Below are 15903 nucleotides of genomic sequence, written 5' to 3'. Positions count from 1 at the left end.
GGTTACGACCGGGCTTTTTTCATGAGATTGTCACTTGCCATTGGTTCTATATAGGTTCTATTATGTAAGTTATGAATAGAACCACATTGATCACGGCGATTGAAGAGCGCGGCCTGCATGATCCGCAGCTTACGGGGCCGCTTTACCGGAACCTCGCACGCATTCTCGGTGAGTTGATCGAGGAAGGGGAGCTTGCGCCCGCTGTCGGCCTGCCGCCGGAGCGCGATCTGGCGGAGCAGCTTGGCGTCGGCCGTATCACCGTTCGCAATGCCTATAAGGAATTGCTGACACAGGGCGTGGTGGAAGCGCGGCGCGGCAGCGGCACCTTCGTCGCGGAGCGCCCGGCACGTATCAGCCAGCATCTGTGGCGCCTGACTTCGTTTTCCGAGGACATGCTGTCGCGCGGCAAGGAGCCGGGCGCGCGCGTCGTCACCAACAAGGTCGACAGGCCATCGCCGGACGAAGCTTTCCGGCTGGGGGTCGGTGTCGATACGACCGTGGTGCGGCTTGACCGCCTGCGTCTCGCCGATGGAGTGCCGATGGCTTTTGAGCGCGCGGTGGTTCCACGCCATTTTCTGGATCAGGATCGCGTCGATGAAACCTCGCTCTACGGCGCTCTGGCGCGGCGCGGCCACAAGCCGGTACGCGCCTTGCAACGCCTGACGGCGGTCACGCTCGATCCCGGCATAGCCCGCCTGCTTGGCGTGCATCGGGGCGCGCCCGCACTTCTTATCGAGCGAGTCTCGCATCTCGAAGACGACCGGATCGTCGAATATACCCGTTCGCATTATCGCGCCGATGCCTATGACTTCGTCGCGGAACTGAAAATTGGAGAATGACCATGAACAGCCCTTCCTCCCTGATGCTGCAGGAAACCGAACAGTCGCCAGCCGTCGTCGCCGGTCTGCTTGAGAAGGAGGCAGGCACGTTCGCGGAAATCGCGCGCATCTTCCAGAAGAGCGAACCTGCCGTCATCACCACCGCCGCACGCGGTTCGTCCGACCACGCGGCAACATTCTTCAAATATCTGATGGAAATCACGATGGGCATTCCCGTCGCGTCGATCGGTCCATCGGTGGCATCGGTCTATGGTTCCAACCTGAAGCTCAAGAACGGCCTGCATTTCACCGTTTCGCAATCGGGTGCCAGCCCCGATATTGTTGCGGCGCAGGAAGCCGCCAAAAAAGGTGGTGCAACGACAATCGCCGTCGTGAACGTCGTCGATAGCCCGCTTGGTAACGCTGCCGACGTCGTGCTGGCGCTCCATGCCGGTGAAGAAAAAAGCGTTGCTGCAACCAAGTCGTTCATCGCCGCGGTTGCCGCGCTTTCGGGCGTCGTTGCTTCTGCCAGCGGTGACGCAAGCCTGCAAGCCGGACTGCAACGCCTGCCGGAAGCGCTTGCTGCAACACGGCCCGATGGCCGCGAGGCGGTAGAAAACCTTCTGTTCAATGCGCGTTCGCTTTATACCGGCGGTCGCGGCACGGCCTTTGCGATTGCGCTCGAAGCTGCGCTGAAGGCAAAGGAAACCGCGAATATCCACGCCGAAGCTTTCTCCCTGGCCGAACTGATGCATGGTCCGATGCGTCTGGTGGAAGAGGGCTTCCCGATCGTTTCCTTCCTGCCACGCGACGAAGCCTTTGACACCAACATGCAGGCGCTCAAGCGGCTGCACTCGTTCGGAGCGAGCATCGTATCGCTATCCGATGCGGAAACGCCGGGCTTCCGGTTGCCATCGGCGAGCACGGGTAACGCGCATCTCGATCCACTGGTTTCCCTCATCAATTATTACCGCGTCATTGAAGCGGTCACGCGCCGCAAGGGGTTCGATCCCGACAAGCCGCGCAATCTCAACAAGGTTACGGTGACGGTATGACGAAAAAATCAGCAATAGCAGGGGCGCGCATCTTCGACGGCGAGCGCTTTCACGACCAGAGCGCGCTGGTGTTCAGCGATGGCCGGATCGAAGCCATTGTGCCGGAAGCCTCGCTCGGCGAGGCCCATGAGGTCGAGCGTCTGTATGGCGGCGTTCTGGCTCCCGGCTTCATCGATGCGCAGGTGAATGGTGGCGGCGGGCGCATGCTGAACGATCAGCCTACGCCTGAAACCATGTTCACGATTGCCAAGGGGCATCGCAAATATGGAACGACGAGCCTTTTGCCCACGCTGATTACCGATACGACGCCGGTTCGCGACCGCGCCATCGAAGCGGCGATTGAAGCGGTCAAGGCCGACAAAGGCGTTGCCGGCCTGCATCTTGAGGGGCCGCATCTGGCGCCCGCACGGAAAGGTGCGCATCTGGCGGAACTGATGCGTCCCGTCAATGATGCCGATATTGCGCTCTATATTCATACGGCAAAGCAGATCGGCACCTTGCTGGTCACGCTTGCTGCCGAGCAGGTCACGCCGGATCAGGTGCGCCGGTTGAGCGATGGCGGTGTCGTCGTCAGCATCGGGCACAGCGACACTACAGCGGAAGAGGCGTTCAAGCGCTTCGATGCCGGTGCGCGGAGTGTCACCCATCTTTTCAACGCGATGAGCCAGATCGGCCACCGTGCACCGGGGCTTGCAGGCGCGGCGCTCGATCATCCCGACATCTGGTGCGGCATCGTTGCCGATGGCCATCATGTCGATCCGATGGCGCTGCGGCTTGCGCTCAGGGCAAAGCGCGGCGACGCGCATCTGTTTTTCGTGACGGATGCCATGGCTCTGGTCGGATCGGACTCTGAAAGCTTCGAGATCAACGGGCGCGCCGTCCGTCGTGTGCCGGGCGGCATCTGCTCCAAGCTTGTGCTGGCGGATGGCACCATTGCCGGTTCCGATCTCGACATGGCGTCGGCTGTTCGTTTTGGCGTAGCCGAGCTGGAACTCACGCTGGCCGAGGCGCTGCGCATGGCGAGCCACTACCCCGCGCGCTATCTGCGTCTTGATGATCGCGGTACATTCCGCCCCGGCATGCGAATGGATGCGGTCCATATTGATGACGGATTGTTTGCGAAAGCCACGTGGCTTTCGGGTGAAAAGCAGATCGCGGGGTAAGGCCGATGACCGAAATCACCGATCGTTATTTCAATGATCTGATCGCCCGGCTCTCCGGCCTGCGGGATCGTCTTGCCGATCCGATGGCCAGGGCGGCTGAACTCATCGCCGCTGCGGCCAAGGCGGATCGCCGCGTTTATGTGTTCGGCACCGGCCATTCGCATATGATGGCGGAAGAGCTGCATTATCGTGCAGGCGGACTGGCAATCACCGTGCCCATTCTTTGCGGGGCGATCATGCTGCAGGACGGGGCGGTGGCAAGCTCGCATTTCGAGCGGATCGAAGGAGCGGTGCTGCCAATTCTCGAACGCTATGGCATTCGCGAAGGCGACGTGCTGATCGTCGTGTCGAATTCCGGCGTCAATGCCGCTCCCATCGAGGCAGCACGATTTGCGCGTGAGAAGGGCGCTGCCGTTATTGCGGTCACCTCCGTCACCTATTCCAACGCCATCGCCAAGGGGCGCACGCAATTGCTTTCTCTGGCCGATGTCGTTCTGGATAATGACGCGCCAGCGGGGGATGCGGTGCTGGAAGTGGAAGGCAGCGCGCTGAAAGTTGGCCCGGTTTCAACCGCGCTTGGTGTGACCATTCTCAATGCCGTTTTTGCCGATGTGGCGGCAAGGTTGGTGGGCGAGGGCGACGCCCCGATCTATCTCAGCGCCAACATGCCGGGCTCGGGCGATGTGAACCGCTCGCTGGTTGCCCGCTATCGTAATCGCAACCCGCATCTTTGATGCTGGTCCGCATCCCGGAACGCGGGATGCGGCTCGAAACAAAATTGGACAATCTTTCTTCCAAAGTCGCTTGATAGCGCAATCCCGTCAGTGCATTACGCATTCTGGCATGGCCGGGGCCGCTTCGTGGATTAGGTTCGCGATGTGGTCGCCCTGGCTTGCGCCTTCGAAAATTTGAGGAAGTCCGATGCATAATTTTGTCCTGACCGTCACCTGCAAGTCCACCCGTGGTATCGTTGCCGCGATTTCGGGTTATCTTGCCGGCAAGGGTTGCAACATCATCGATAGCGCCCAGTTCGACGATCTGGACACCGGTCGCTTCTTCATGCGCGTCAGTTTTATTTCCGAAGAAGGCGTAGCGCTCGACGTGCTGCGTGAGGGCTTTGCGTCCGTGGCGGCCCCTTTCGACATGAATTTTGAGTTCCACGACAACGCGCACCGCACCAAGACATTGCTGATGGTTTCGCGTTTCGGCCACTGCCTGAACGATCTTCTCTATCGCTGGAAGATCGGCGCACTGCCGATCGATATTGTCGGCGTGGTCTCCAACCATTTCGATTATCAGAAGGTTGTCGTCAATCACGACATTCCGTTCCATCACATCGCCGTAACCAAGGCCAACAAGCCGGAAGCCGAGCAGCGCCTTCTGGATATCGTGGAAGATACCGGCACCGAACTGGTGGTGCTTGCGCGTTACATGCAGGTTCTGTCCGACCAGCTTTGCCAGAAGATGTCGGGCCGGATCATCAATATCCACCACTCGTTCCTGCCGTCCTTCAAGGGTGCAAATCCTTACAAGCAGGCTTATGAGCGCGGTGTGAAGCTGATTGGCGCAACCGCGCATTATGTGACGGCTGATCTTGATGAGGGCCCGATCATCGAGCAGGATGTGGCGCGCATCACGCACGCACAGAGCGCTGCCGATTATGTGTCGATTGGCCGTGACGTGGAAGCGCAGGTTCTGGCACGAGCCGTTCACGCCCATATCCATCACCGCTCATTCCTCAACGGCAACCGCACCGTCGTATTCCCTGCTTCTCCCGGTTCCTTCGCCTCCGAACGCATGGGGTGATATTGCGGTTCTGACGGCCTGCAAATCGCGTCTTTCTGCGCTTCCGGTGCTCACGTACTCAAGTACGCTGCGCGCCGGTTCTCAAAAGCCACGATTTTCGGCATGTCATAACCACAATCTCCGCTAATCGCTGATGTTGTGCCAATAAAAAACCCCGCCGAAGCGGGGTTTTCTTTTGATCCTGAACCAGACCGATCAGTCAATGTCGAAGGAAACGCCCTGTGCCAGCGGTAGAGCCTTCGAGTAGTTGATGGTGTTGGTTGCGCGGCGCATATAGGCCTTCCACGCGTCCGAACCCGATTCACGACCGCCGCCGGTTTCCTTTTCGCCGCCGAATGCGCCGCCGATTTCCGCACCAGACGTGCCGATGTTGACGTTGGCGATGCCGCAATCCGAACCTTCAGCCGAAAGGAAGCGCTCTGCTTCCTGCAGGTTGAGCGTGAAGATCGACGAGGAAAGACCTGCGCCGACAGCATTGTGGCTCGCCAGAACATCGTCGAAGTCCGAATACTTCATGACGTAGAGGATCGGAGCGAAGGTTTCTTCGAGAACCGGGCCTTCCTGCTTCGGCATTTCGACAATGGCCGGACGCACATAGTAAGCGTTTTCATGGCCAGCATCGACGCGTTCGCCGCCCTGTACCTTGCCGCCGTGAGCAGCCGCTTCCTTGAGCGCCTTCTGCATGTTGTCGAAAGCAACCTTGTCGATCAGCGGACCGACCAGAGCGCTGGTTTCAAGCGGGGAACCAACAGTGACACTGGCATATGCCTTCTGCAGACGCGGGACGAGGGCGTCGTAAACGCTTTCATGCACGAAGAGACGGCGCAGCGTGGTGCAGCGCTGGCCAGCGGTGCCCATTGCGCCGAAAGCGATTGCGCGCAGCGCCATGTCGAGATCGGCCGACGGGCAGACGATGCCGGCATTGTTGCCGCCAAGTTCGAGAATTGCGCGAGCAAAACGCTTGGCAAGGCGCGGACCGACTTCGCGGCCCATGCGGGTCGAGCCGGTTGCCGAAACGACCGGGACCTTCGGGCTGTCGACGAGGACTTCGCCGATTTCACGATCACCGAGCAGAAGCTGGGAGATGCCTTCCGGCGCATCGCCGAAACGCTTCAGGGCACGCTTGAAGATCGCATCGCAGGCGAGAGCGGTCAGAAGGGTCTTTTCAGACGGCTTCCAGACGACCGAGTTGCCGCAGACGATTGCAAGAGCGGCGTTCCACGACCAGACGGCGACGGGGAAGTTGAAGGCAGAGATAACGCCAACGACGCCGAGCGGATGCCAGGTTTCCATCATGCGATGGCCAGCGCGTTCGGTTGCGATGGTGAGACCGTACAGCTGGCGCGACAGGCCGACCGCGAAATCGCAGATGTCGATCATTTCCTGCACTTCGCCGAGGCCTTCCGAAGGAATCTTGCCAGCTTCGAGCGAAACGAGACGGCCAAGATCTTCCTTGGAAGCACGCAGCTCTTCACCGAGCAGGCGGATCAGCTCGCCGCGCTTTGGTGCTGGAACGTTGCGCCAGGCGCGGAAGGCTTCGTCGGCCTTGTCGATGATCTTGACGGCGTCTTCCTTGCTGTGGGTCTTGACCGCAGCAATCTGTTCGCCCGAAACAGGGCTGAAACCGGCAAGGTCGCCACCGGTATAGGCGGATGCATCCACGCCGAGTTTGGAAAGCAGATCGGCGGCTTCCTTCTTCACGTCGATTTTTCTAACAGCGGTGTTCATGGCTTTCCTCTCTGTATGAGTTGTTTGCGCATAATCCTGTCCGAGAAGTTTGCAACTTTTCGGGGTTATGCGTTTATTCCGCCGCTTCGAGGCCCTTCAGGCCTGCTCGAACGGCTTCGATGGATTCGCGTTCGATGCGGGCATAGTGCTCGAATTCATTAAGCACTTTCGCGCCCAGATCATCCTCGAAACGCTTCTGGTTGGGGCTTTCAACAAAATCCTGCGTTTCGTCGTCGCCCAGATTGGACTGGAATATACCGGCAGCGCTGACCGGCAGGAAGTCTTCATAGATGATCGGGTCGAACTGAACTGCGCCTGCTTCAATCAGAACCTCGATATCGGTATCCGGCTTGAAAGCTGCAAGACGTGCCGCATCCTTGACCGAATAGGCGAAGTAGCCGAGGCCTTCCTCACGCACGCCAGCCCATGTATCGGGGAAGGCCGCGAAAGTATCGCTCAGCGCCTTCACATATTCAGCCGCATTCGAGCCGTCCGGGGCAGGGCGGGCAATAGCGCGGGTGTCGTTGAGAAGCTTGTCGTAAAGCGCACGGCCCTTTGGCGTGAGCGCCACGCCGCGCTGTTCGATCTCGCCGAAACGGGCGGTATGCGAACCCGGTGTCCAGGTTCCGTCCGGGTTGACGAAGGATACTTCTTCTTCCAGCGCCTTGAAAGAGGTCTGGCGCAGGAGGATCGGGCACTTGCGGGTTGGTGGGCCTTCAACAACTGCTTTTGGGTTGATGCCGCGTTCCGGCATCTGGGCCTGCACGGCGTCGATGTCGAGCGTGCGCGGCGTCAGATGGTTGATATGCGGACCCTTGAAGGAAACGACATCGGCGATGAGGCGATGTGCATCATGCAGGCGATGATAAAGTTCGGCGCTGACATTGGCGTGATCGTGCCAGCGGAAAGTTTCCAGCACTTCAGCGACGAAGGCCTTGGCATCTTCATCGTTGAGGCCGCCTTCAGCTTCCGCCTTTTCGACGAGCGCGATGGCGCCAGCGGTGAAGATGTTGCGCTTGGAGAGAACTTCCTCCGATTCAGCGCGCAGCTTTTCATCGGCGATGAGGTCAAGGCGCAGAAGCGAGGTGAAGACGCGGAACGGGTTGTGTTTCAGGGCGGCATCGGCGACCGGGCGGAAGGCTGTCGAATGGACCGGAACGCCAGCGGCGCTCAGATCGTAATAGCCGACCGGGAACATACCCATGACCGCGAACACGCGGCGCATCATGGAAAGCTCGGCAGCAGTGCCGAGACGGATTGCGCCGTGGCGCTCTTCCGAGATGCGCTCAAGCGAATCTGTTTCCGTCAGGCGTTCATGCAGGTGGCTGTCATCCGCCAGCACCTTGGCGTTCACATCGGCAACGAGTTCCATCAATGTGCCATAAGCAGGCACTTCCTGCTTGTACATGGCAGACATCGCAGCCGAGAAGGCGGAACGAATGGTGTCCGGCGAAACGAATTTCTGGTCTTTCATGGCGAAAATTTCCGTCGAGTGGGGCATCTTCGGGTGGCGCATGTCTTGTTTGGGAGGATCATGCATGGATTATGATGAAAATGTATCATATAGACCGTTTTGCGGTTATGCTTGCGACGAAAGCAACTATGTTAATGCGAGAATGGAATGAAGCTGAGCAGAAGACTGATCCCGGACATCGCCACGCTGCAAGCCTTTGAATGTGCTGCCCGTCACGGAAGTTTCACCCAGGCCGCGCACGAGCTCAATCTCACCCAAAGCGCTGTCAGCCGTCAGATCAAGGATCTCGAAAGCCAGCTCGGCGTGCTGCTTTTCGAGCGCATTCGCCAGCGCATTCTGCTTTCCGATGCCGGCCGCAAGTTTCTGCCGGAAGTGCGGCGTCTTCTCAATCAGACAGAGGATACGATGTTGCGCGCCATGGCTTCGGCGCAGTCCACCTCTTCTTTCAGCGTGGCGACCCTGCCGACATTCGGCACGCGCTGGCTGATGCCGCGCATTCCTGATTTCGTCGAGAAGCATCCGGGGATCGCGTTGAATGTAGCGTCGCGTTCCGGCGTTTTCGATTTCGAGGAACAGCCCTTCGATCTGGCCATCCATTATGGACAGCCGGTATGGGCCCACGCCACCTGCACTTTCCTGTGTAGTGAGGTTATTGTGCCGGTCGCTTGTCCAAGCCTGTTGAAGGCCCGTCATCCGTCCGCTCCGGAAGAACTTGAAAACGAACCTTTGCTGCATCTTGCGACACGACCCAAAATGTGGGCGCAATGGTTTGAAAGCTGCGGCGTCGAAGGACAGTCGGCCTATCGCGGCCACCGTTTCGACCAGTTCTCGATGGTTATAGGTGCAGCATTGGCTGGGCTGGGTTTCGCGCTTCTGCCGCTATATCTGATCGAGCAGGAGTTGCGCAGCGGTGAACTGGTCATGCTTTTCGAGAAGCCGATGCGGACCGAGAATGAATATTATCTCGTTGTCCCGGAAGGAAAACTGGAAAACCCGCTGACGCAGGTCTTCTGCCAGTGGATTGCCGGACAGGTTGGAAATACGGATTATTCGATGCTGGTTCATTCCAAACCGGAATGAATTGTTGCGCAAATAACGCTGTCCAAGCGGCTTTCGCGGCGTGAAATAGAAACAACCGGGCAGGGTGCCCGTATTCCACGAGAGCGGTCGATCATGAAAAAGACCGGGAACCGCTCTAACTGTTTGTTTTTACGCATTTCCGAACGCAAAACCGCTTCACACTTTTGCTGGAAATGCTCGGTATGAAATGGTTGTCTCGATGCTGAACGATCCGCGCTCCCATGGTCTTTGGGAAAAGACCGCCCCTGCCGCTCCCAAGACGACTGCGCTGCAAGGTGATCTGACTGCGGACGTGGTGATTGTGGGCGGCGGCTTCACCGGCCTGTCGACGGCCTTGCATCTGGCCGAAAAAGGCACGCGGGCCATCGTGCTTGAAGGCATCGAGATCGGATATGGGGGTTCGGGACGCAATGTCGGCCTGGTGAACGCGGGCATGTGGGTCATGCCGGATGATCTGCCCGGCGTGCTTGGCCACAAATATGGCGACCGTCTGCTCGATGTCCTCGGCAATGCGCCGAAGCTGGTTTTTGAGATTATCGAGAAACACAAGATTGCCTGTGAAGTCGAGAAGCAGGGCACGCTTCATTGCGCCGTCGGCAAGAAGGGTCTGAAAGAACTTGAAGATCGTTATGAGCAGTGGGCGCGCCGTGGCGCGAATGTGAAGCTGCTTGATGCGAGAGAAACCGAAGCCAAGGTCGGCACGAATGCCTATGCCGGGTCGCTGCTCGATCTGCGCGCCGGTACGATCCAGCCGTTGGCCTATGTGCGCGGGCTTGCCCATGCCGCCGTTGCTGCTGGCGCGACCATCTTTACCGGAAGCCCCGTGACCGGCGCTGAGGAAAAGAACGGCAAATGGGTGGTCAAGACCGCCAAGGGTTCCGTAACGGCCAACTGGGTCGTGGTGGCAACCAACGCCTATACCAATGCGCCGTGGGCGGAAGTTCGCGCCGAACTGGTCCATCTGCCATATTTCAACATGGCTACAAAGCCGCTGTCGGACAATCTCAAGAAGAGCATTCTGCCGGAGCGTCAGGGTGTATGGGATACGAAGGAAGTGCTTTCGTCCTTCCGTTTTGACAGCCAAGGCCGCCTGGTGTTCGGCAGCGTCGGTGCGCTGCGCAACACGGGTGCTGCCGTGCACAAGGCATGGGCCAAGAAGTCGTTGAAGCGACTGTTCCCGCAAATCGGCGAAGTCGAGTTCGAAGCCGAATGGTATGGCAAGATCGGCATGACCGATGACAGCCTGCCGAAATTCCATCGCCTGGCGCGCAATGTCGTCGGGTTCTCCGGTTATAATGGCCGCGGCATCGCGCCGGGTACCGTCTTCGGAAAACTGCTTTCGCAACTCGTTTCAGGTGAGATCAAGGAAGACGACCTGCCGCTGCCGGTCAGCGATCCGAAGGAACAGAATTTCCGTGGTCTGCGCGAAGCCTATTACGAGGCTGGCGCACAGATTGCGCATGTCGCCGAGATCGTTATCTGATCTGCCGAACGGTTCGCCGGGGATAGGTTGCGGCTGTCATAAAACCGCAGTGCAATTCCTCTAATGCCATCCGCATCTCTCCAAATCAGGAGAAACGGATGGCTGTTCGGCAACTGCCTCAATGCCTTACAAGCCTTCCGATGGAATGATTCCGCCGGAAGGCTTTTGCTTTTCCGGTTTCACGTTGCAGGATGTTTGACAGGTGCACCATGAATGGAAATGAACGTGCCTATCGCCATGGCAGTATCTGCGCGTTATCACTTCGCACGCGTCAGGATCGCACCGGCATCGCTGGTCATGCTGGCGAACATTACACAGAAATTCGAGGAGCGAATCCCATGAACAAGATGTTGAAGCGGGCCGCTGTCGTACCTGCGCTTCTTGCTCTTTCCATCGCCGTGGCGCAGGCCGATACGCTGACGCTTTATACCTCGCAGCCGGAAGCGGATGCGACCAAGACGGTTGAAGCGTTCCGCAAGGCCAATCCCGATACGGATGTGCAGATTTTCCGCTCGGGCACGAGCGAACTCCTCACCAAGCTTGCTGCCGAATTTGCGGCTGGCGCACCGCAGCCCGACGTTCTTCTCATTGCGGATGCGGTGACGATGGAAGGCCTCAAGAAGGACAAGCGCTTGCTTGCTTATCCAGAGGCCAAGGTCGATGGTTTCGCCGCAGATAGCTACGATGCCGACAAGACTTATTTCGGTTCCAAACTGATCACCACCGGCATAGCGTACAACACAGGCGCGTCACAGAAGCCTGAACATTGGGCCGATCTTGCCAAGGCCGACTACAAGGGTCAGGTTGTCATGCCGAGCCCGCTTTACTCCGGCGCTGCCGCCTATCTGCTGAGCGGCTTCGCGCTCAACAAGAATTTGGGCTGGGATTACTTCAAGAACCTCAAGGCCAACGAGCTGGCAAGCGTCAAAGGCAATGGCGCTGTGCTGAAGTCGGTTGCGAGTGGCGAAAAGCCATATGGCATTCTCGTTGACTTCATGGCGCTCAATGCCAAGGCCAAGGGTTCGCCGGTTGAGTTCGTATTCCCGTCGGAAGGCGTGCCCGCGGTGACTGAACCGGTCGCGATCATGGCAACCGCCAAGAATGTCGATGGCGCCAAGAAGTTCGTGGATTTCATCCTGTCGGATGACGGCCAGAAGCTGGCGCTCGAGCAGGGTTATCTGCCTGCCAAGGAAGGTGTTGGCCGTCCTGCCTGGCTGCCGGAAGGCACCAAGATCAACATCATGTCTATCGACACCCAGAAGGTTCTCGATCAGACTGATGCCGACAAGAAGCAGTTCTCCGAGCTGTTTGGCGGATAAGGCATCTCGATGCGCATCATGAGAGACCTTCAGGGCCGCGATGCGGCCCTGATTGCTGGCATAACACTGATCGTGGCGGTTCTGTCGCTTCTGCCGATGGGCAGGCTGCTGGTCGAACTGGTCGCGCCGCAGGGGCAGTTTTCGACTTCGGCGCTGGTGGAGACACTCGGAAGCCAGTCGACCTGGGTTGCGACATGGCATTCGTTGCAGATCGGCATTGGCGGAACCTTGCTGGCGCTGGTGTTCGGCATTGTCGCGGCATTGCTCGTCGGGCTGACAAACATGCGCGGCCGCAATGTCTTCGTGCTTTTCTACGTCACTCCACTTTTGATCGCTCCGCAAGTAACGGCGCTGGCTTGGCTCCAGCTTTTCGGGCCTTCAAGCCAGTTCCTCAAGATTGTGGGATTGGCGCCGCCGCTTGGCAGCCGCAACCCGCTCTATTCCGTCTGGGGCATCATCTTTTTGCTGGGTGTGCAATACGGCCCGCTGGTTTTCCTGATCGTGCGCGCAGGTTTGCGCAAACTGCCACGCGAACTGGTGGAAGCGGGACTTAGCGCCGGTGCCGGCAAATGGACCGTGTTACGCACCATCATCCTGCCGCTGATGACGCCGTCGATTATCGGTGCTGCCGCGTTGGCCTTCGTTTCCTGCGTGGGGAATTTCGGCATTCCGGCATTTCTCGGCATACCGTCGAATTATCTGGTTTTGCCGACGCTGATTTATCAGCGTCTTGCGGGCGGCGGCCCGTCTGTGCTTTCCGGTGTCGCCGTGCTGTCCGTGCTGATCGGCCTCATTGCCATGGCTGGCATTGCTGCGCAGGAATATGCGTCCCGCAGACGTGATTTCCGCATTGTCTCGACGTCTCTGCCAGCCGCTCCCTTTGCGCTTGGCCGCTGGCGCGTGCCGGTGGAAGCCTCGGCCTGGCTGCTGATCGTGGTCGTACTTTTCCTGCCGCTGATCGGGCTCACGCTTTCCGCTCTGGTTCCGGCTTACGGCGTGCCGCTGACCTTTGCGACCGCGACAGTCGAAAATTTCCGCTTCGTCCTTATGGAACATGCCGGTGCCGCGCGCGCGTTTCGCAATAGCGTGGTCCTGTCACTGTCGGCAGCGTTCTTCGCTGTGCTGATCGCCGTTCCGCTTGCCTATATGCTGGCATGGCGCAAGCGTCGCTGGACGCCGATCCTCAATTTTGCAGCCGAAATGCCGTATGCTCTGCCGGGCGTGGTGCTGGCCATTGCCTGTCTGCTACTGTTTTTGAAACCGCTGCCGGTGATTGGCGTCAGTCTTTACAACACGCTCTGGATCATCCTGTTTGCCTATCTTGCGCGCTTCTTCGTGCTGGCTCTGCGGCCGACGGTCGCCGGGTTGCATCAGATCGACCGTGCGATGGAGGAGGCCGCGCGTGTTGCAGGCGCGGGGCTTTTCTATCGCCTGCGGACCATTATATTTCCCCTCGTCGCACCGGCGACGCTCGCGGGCGGCGTGCTCATCTTCATGACCGCTTTCTGTGAGTTGACGGTTTCAGCGCTTCTCTGGGCGTCGGGATCGGAAACGCTGGGCGTGGTGATGTTTTCTTTCGAACAGGCGGGCGATTCCGCCTATGCGGCAGCCATTTCCATGCTGGCTGTTGCGGTGACATTCATGCTGATGCTTGCAACCAATCTGTTTGCGCGGCGTCTTCCAAACGGAGTGCTGCCATGGCGCGACTGAAAATCGCTTCTGTTTCCAAGAGCTTCAATGAGTTTCAGGCCTTGTCCGGCGTGTCTCTCGATGTGAAGGATGGCGAGTTTGTTGCCATTCTCGGACCGTCGGGCTGCGGCAAGACCACGCTTCTTCGCATGATCGCGGGATTTGAAGATGTCGATGGCGGTGAAATCCATATTGGTGACAGCCGCGTTTCTCATATTGGTGGCAGCGTGCCGCCCGAAAAGCGGCAGGTCGGTATCGTCTTCCAGAATTATGCGCTCTGGCCGCATATGACCGTGGCCGAAAATGTCGGTTACAGCCTGCGGGTGGCAAAGGTTGCCAGGGCCGAGCGGGAACGCCGCGTGAACGAGGCGCTGGCGCTCGTCGATCTCGCCGGTTTTGGTGATCGCCGTCCGGCCAATCTTTCGGGCGGTCAGCGGCAGCGTGTCGCGCTGGCTCGCTGTCTGGTGGCTGCACCGTCTCTCGTCCTTTTCGACGAACCTCTCGCCAATCTCGACGTGCATCTGCGGGCGTCGATGGAAGACGAGTTTGCGGCGTTTCACAAGCGCACGGGCACCACGATCATTTACATCACCCACGATCAGGCTGAGGCCATGGCGCTCGCCGACCGGATTGCGGTGCTGGACCATGGCAGGCTGCAGCAGTTCGACACGCCACGCAAACTCTATGAGGAGCCGGCGAGCGCAATGGTCGCGTCCTTCATCGCGCACGGCATGGTATTGCCTGCGGAGGTCGTATCCTTTGCACAAGCGGGACATTGCGAAGCGCTGGTGTTGGGCAGCCGCGCACAGGTGCGTTGTTCAGGCACGGAAATGCCACGCGCCAATGCGCAGCTCTGCGTTCGGGCAGAGGACCTGACATTGACCGAAACCGGCGGCATTCCCGTGCGGGTCAAGCGCTCGGTTTATCGAGGCGGCGGTTCGCGCATTGAGGCATCGTCGGTCGCGAAGCCGGATATTCATCTGCATTTCGAGGTGCGCGATCCCGTGCGGCTGGAAGAGGGCGATGAGGTACGCGTCGCCATCCGCAACGGCTGGATCATTCCCACCGCTGACATGCCGGTGAGAAAAGCCTCAACCGGCTTTCCGATAGGTAACAAGATTTAGGATATTCAACTTGTAGTGTAAAATATACTGATATATGCCAGATACGATGTTTCGTGTGGGGGCTCTGGAGAAACATGGGGGCAGGGCGGTTTTCCAATATCGATGGCTTGCGTGCAATCGCGGCTATATCAGTTTTGTTTCATCACATTCTTGGCGACTTTCTCCGAGAGGCGTCAAATCAGAATACGACCCTGATTGGTTCTCTTAACTCAATAATTTCCAGTTTCGATTTTGGCCGTTTTGGCGTTGTATTGTTTTTCCTGATCAGCGGTTTTGTGGTGCCTTTCAGTATCAAGAGCGACCAGCTGCAGCCGATCAGACGATTTGCAATCGGACGTTTTTTCCGTCTTTACCCGGCGTTCTGGCTGTCTTTGATTTTCATGTATGGTTATCTGGTGTTTACGGGCGGTGCCCCTGAACTGAAAACGCTGCTAGCCAATGCGACAATGGCGGCGAATGCATTCGGACAGCCTTGGCTTTCTGGCGTTTACTGGACGCTTTTTATCGAACTAATCTTCTATATCTTGATCGCCGTGGCCTTCATGGCTGGAATTTTGCGCCAACCGATGCTGATCTTGGCTGCCGGATTATTGTTGGCGCTTTCAACGGGGGGACCGATCCTGCTACGTTCTCTCGGCATCAATCTGCCCGTTGTATATATCGGGCTTCATCTATCGTTCCTGTTTTGCGGATTATTGCTTCGTCTTACCGTCATTGAGAAAGAAAGGGGCACCTTATCGGCGGCTCTGGTGCTGATTATTGTACAAATGGGCATCATTGTCTCGATTGGAGACTTTTCCCTTGCTCGAAACGACACGTTTTTCATCGTGGGAAAATTGCCTGTCATTGCATCTTATCTTGCTGCTTATTCCGTCTTTCTTCTGTCACTCTGGACGATGAGACCGCAATCCAAGCTTTTATCCTCAACCGGTGAGATAAGTTATTCGATCTATCTGTTTCACGTTCCGGTCTGCTGGACGATCTACCTGCTCCTGCCGCCGACAGGCGCTATAAGCGATCTCATCACAATGGCATTGTGCGTGATTGCATCCTTGGCGGTTTCGATCTTAACGTATCGCTATGTGGAAAAGCCGATGATTGCCGTTGGTCGAAGGATTTCAGGGCAAATCCATCGCCCCTTGCAACCAGCAGCAAGCTGACGGC

Annotated in this window: 13 protein-coding genes; 11 read left to right on the top strand and 2 right to left on the bottom strand. The window is 58.2% G+C overall.

Translation table 11 applies throughout. The features are described 5' to 3' along the window. Positions 1-71: 71 nt before the first annotated feature. From OINT_RS08975 to purU, 5 genes are all read left to right on the top strand, one after another. Entirely contained in the window at positions 72-839 is a 768-nt protein-coding gene (locus OINT_RS08975; RefSeq protein WP_006467481.1) for a GntR family transcriptional regulator, read from the top strand. Positions 840-841: 2 nt separating this feature from the next. Beyond that, positions 842-1873, top strand: coding sequence for an SIS domain-containing protein (locus OINT_RS08970; RefSeq protein WP_006472855.1), 1032 nt, complete (start codon positions 842-844; stop codon positions 1871-1873). Then, positions 1870-3036, top strand: coding sequence for an N-acetylglucosamine-6-phosphate deacetylase (gene nagA / locus OINT_RS08965; protein ID WP_006467479.1), 1167 nt, complete (start codon positions 1870-1872; stop codon positions 3034-3036). Before OINT_RS08970 ends, nagA begins: the two co-directional genes overlap by 4 nt. 5 nt (positions 3037-3041) lie before the next feature. Continuing rightward, positions 3042-3770 carry an SIS domain-containing protein gene (locus OINT_RS08960; protein ID WP_006467478.1) on the top strand — a complete coding sequence of 243 codons (729 nt, stop codon included), beginning with the start codon at positions 3042-3044 and terminating at the stop codon, positions 3768-3770. A gap of 187 nt (positions 3771-3957) precedes the next feature. Then, a complete protein-coding gene (purU, locus tag OINT_RS08955; protein WP_006467477.1) occupies positions 3958-4842 on the top strand; it encodes a formyltetrahydrofolate deformylase in 885 nt (294 codons plus the stop codon). Positions 4843-5037: 195 nt separating this feature from the next. Here purU and amaB read toward each other — a convergent pair whose 3' ends face one another. Both amaB and hglS read right to left on the bottom strand, forming a co-directional pair. Beyond that, positions 5038-6570, bottom strand: a complete 1533-nt coding sequence (gene amaB / locus OINT_RS08950; RefSeq protein WP_006467476.1) for an L-piperidine-6-carboxylate dehydrogenase — start codon at positions 6568-6570, stop codon at positions 5038-5040. 73 nt (positions 6571-6643) lie between these two features. After that, a complete protein-coding gene (gene hglS / locus OINT_RS08945; protein ID WP_006472858.1) occupies positions 6644-8044 on the bottom strand; it encodes a 2-oxoadipate dioxygenase/decarboxylase HglS in 1401 nt (466 codons plus the stop codon). A gap of 147 nt (positions 8045-8191) precedes the next feature. Between hglS and OINT_RS08940 the strand changes: the two genes are divergently transcribed. The 6 genes from OINT_RS08940 (at position 8192) to OINT_RS08915 (ending at position 15899) form a co-directional block, all read left to right on the top strand. Then, positions 8192-9124 carry a LysR family transcriptional regulator gene (locus OINT_RS08940; RefSeq protein WP_006467474.1) on the top strand — a complete coding sequence of 311 codons (933 nt, stop codon included), beginning with the start codon at positions 8192-8194 and terminating at the stop codon, positions 9122-9124. Between the two features lie 199 nt (positions 9125-9323). Continuing rightward, the gene (locus tag OINT_RS08935; protein ID WP_006472860.1) at positions 9324-10607 is read left to right on the top strand and encodes an NAD(P)/FAD-dependent oxidoreductase; all 1284 of its coding nucleotides are present in this window, start codon (positions 9324-9326) and stop codon (positions 10605-10607) included. 338 nt (positions 10608-10945) lie between these two features. Further along, on the top strand, positions 10946-11926 hold the full coding sequence (locus OINT_RS08930) for an ABC transporter substrate-binding protein (protein WP_006472861.1): 981 nt from the start codon (positions 10946-10948) through the stop codon (positions 11924-11926). Between the two features lie 9 nt (positions 11927-11935). After that, positions 11936-13636, top strand: a complete 1701-nt coding sequence (locus OINT_RS08925; RefSeq protein WP_006467471.1) for an ABC transporter permease — start codon at positions 11936-11938, stop codon at positions 13634-13636. After that, positions 13624-14739 carry an ABC transporter ATP-binding protein gene (locus tag OINT_RS08920; RefSeq protein WP_006467470.1) on the top strand — a complete coding sequence of 372 codons (1116 nt, stop codon included), beginning with the start codon at positions 13624-13626 and terminating at the stop codon, positions 14737-14739. The genes OINT_RS08925 and OINT_RS08920 overlap by 13 nt, the downstream gene beginning before the upstream one ends. 74 nt (positions 14740-14813) lie before the next feature. After that, a complete protein-coding gene (locus OINT_RS08915; protein WP_115168627.1) occupies positions 14814-15899 on the top strand; it encodes an acyltransferase family protein in 1086 nt (361 codons plus the stop codon). Positions 15900-15903: the final 4 nt, after the last annotated feature.

The sequence above is a fragment of the Brucella intermedia LMG 3301 genome (genome assembly GCF_000182645.1).
Classification (GTDB): Bacteria; Pseudomonadota; Alphaproteobacteria; order Rhizobiales; family Rhizobiaceae; genus Brucella; species Brucella intermedia.
Note: the sequence above shows the minus strand (reverse complement) of the source record. Positions and strands in the feature narration are given on the sequence as shown.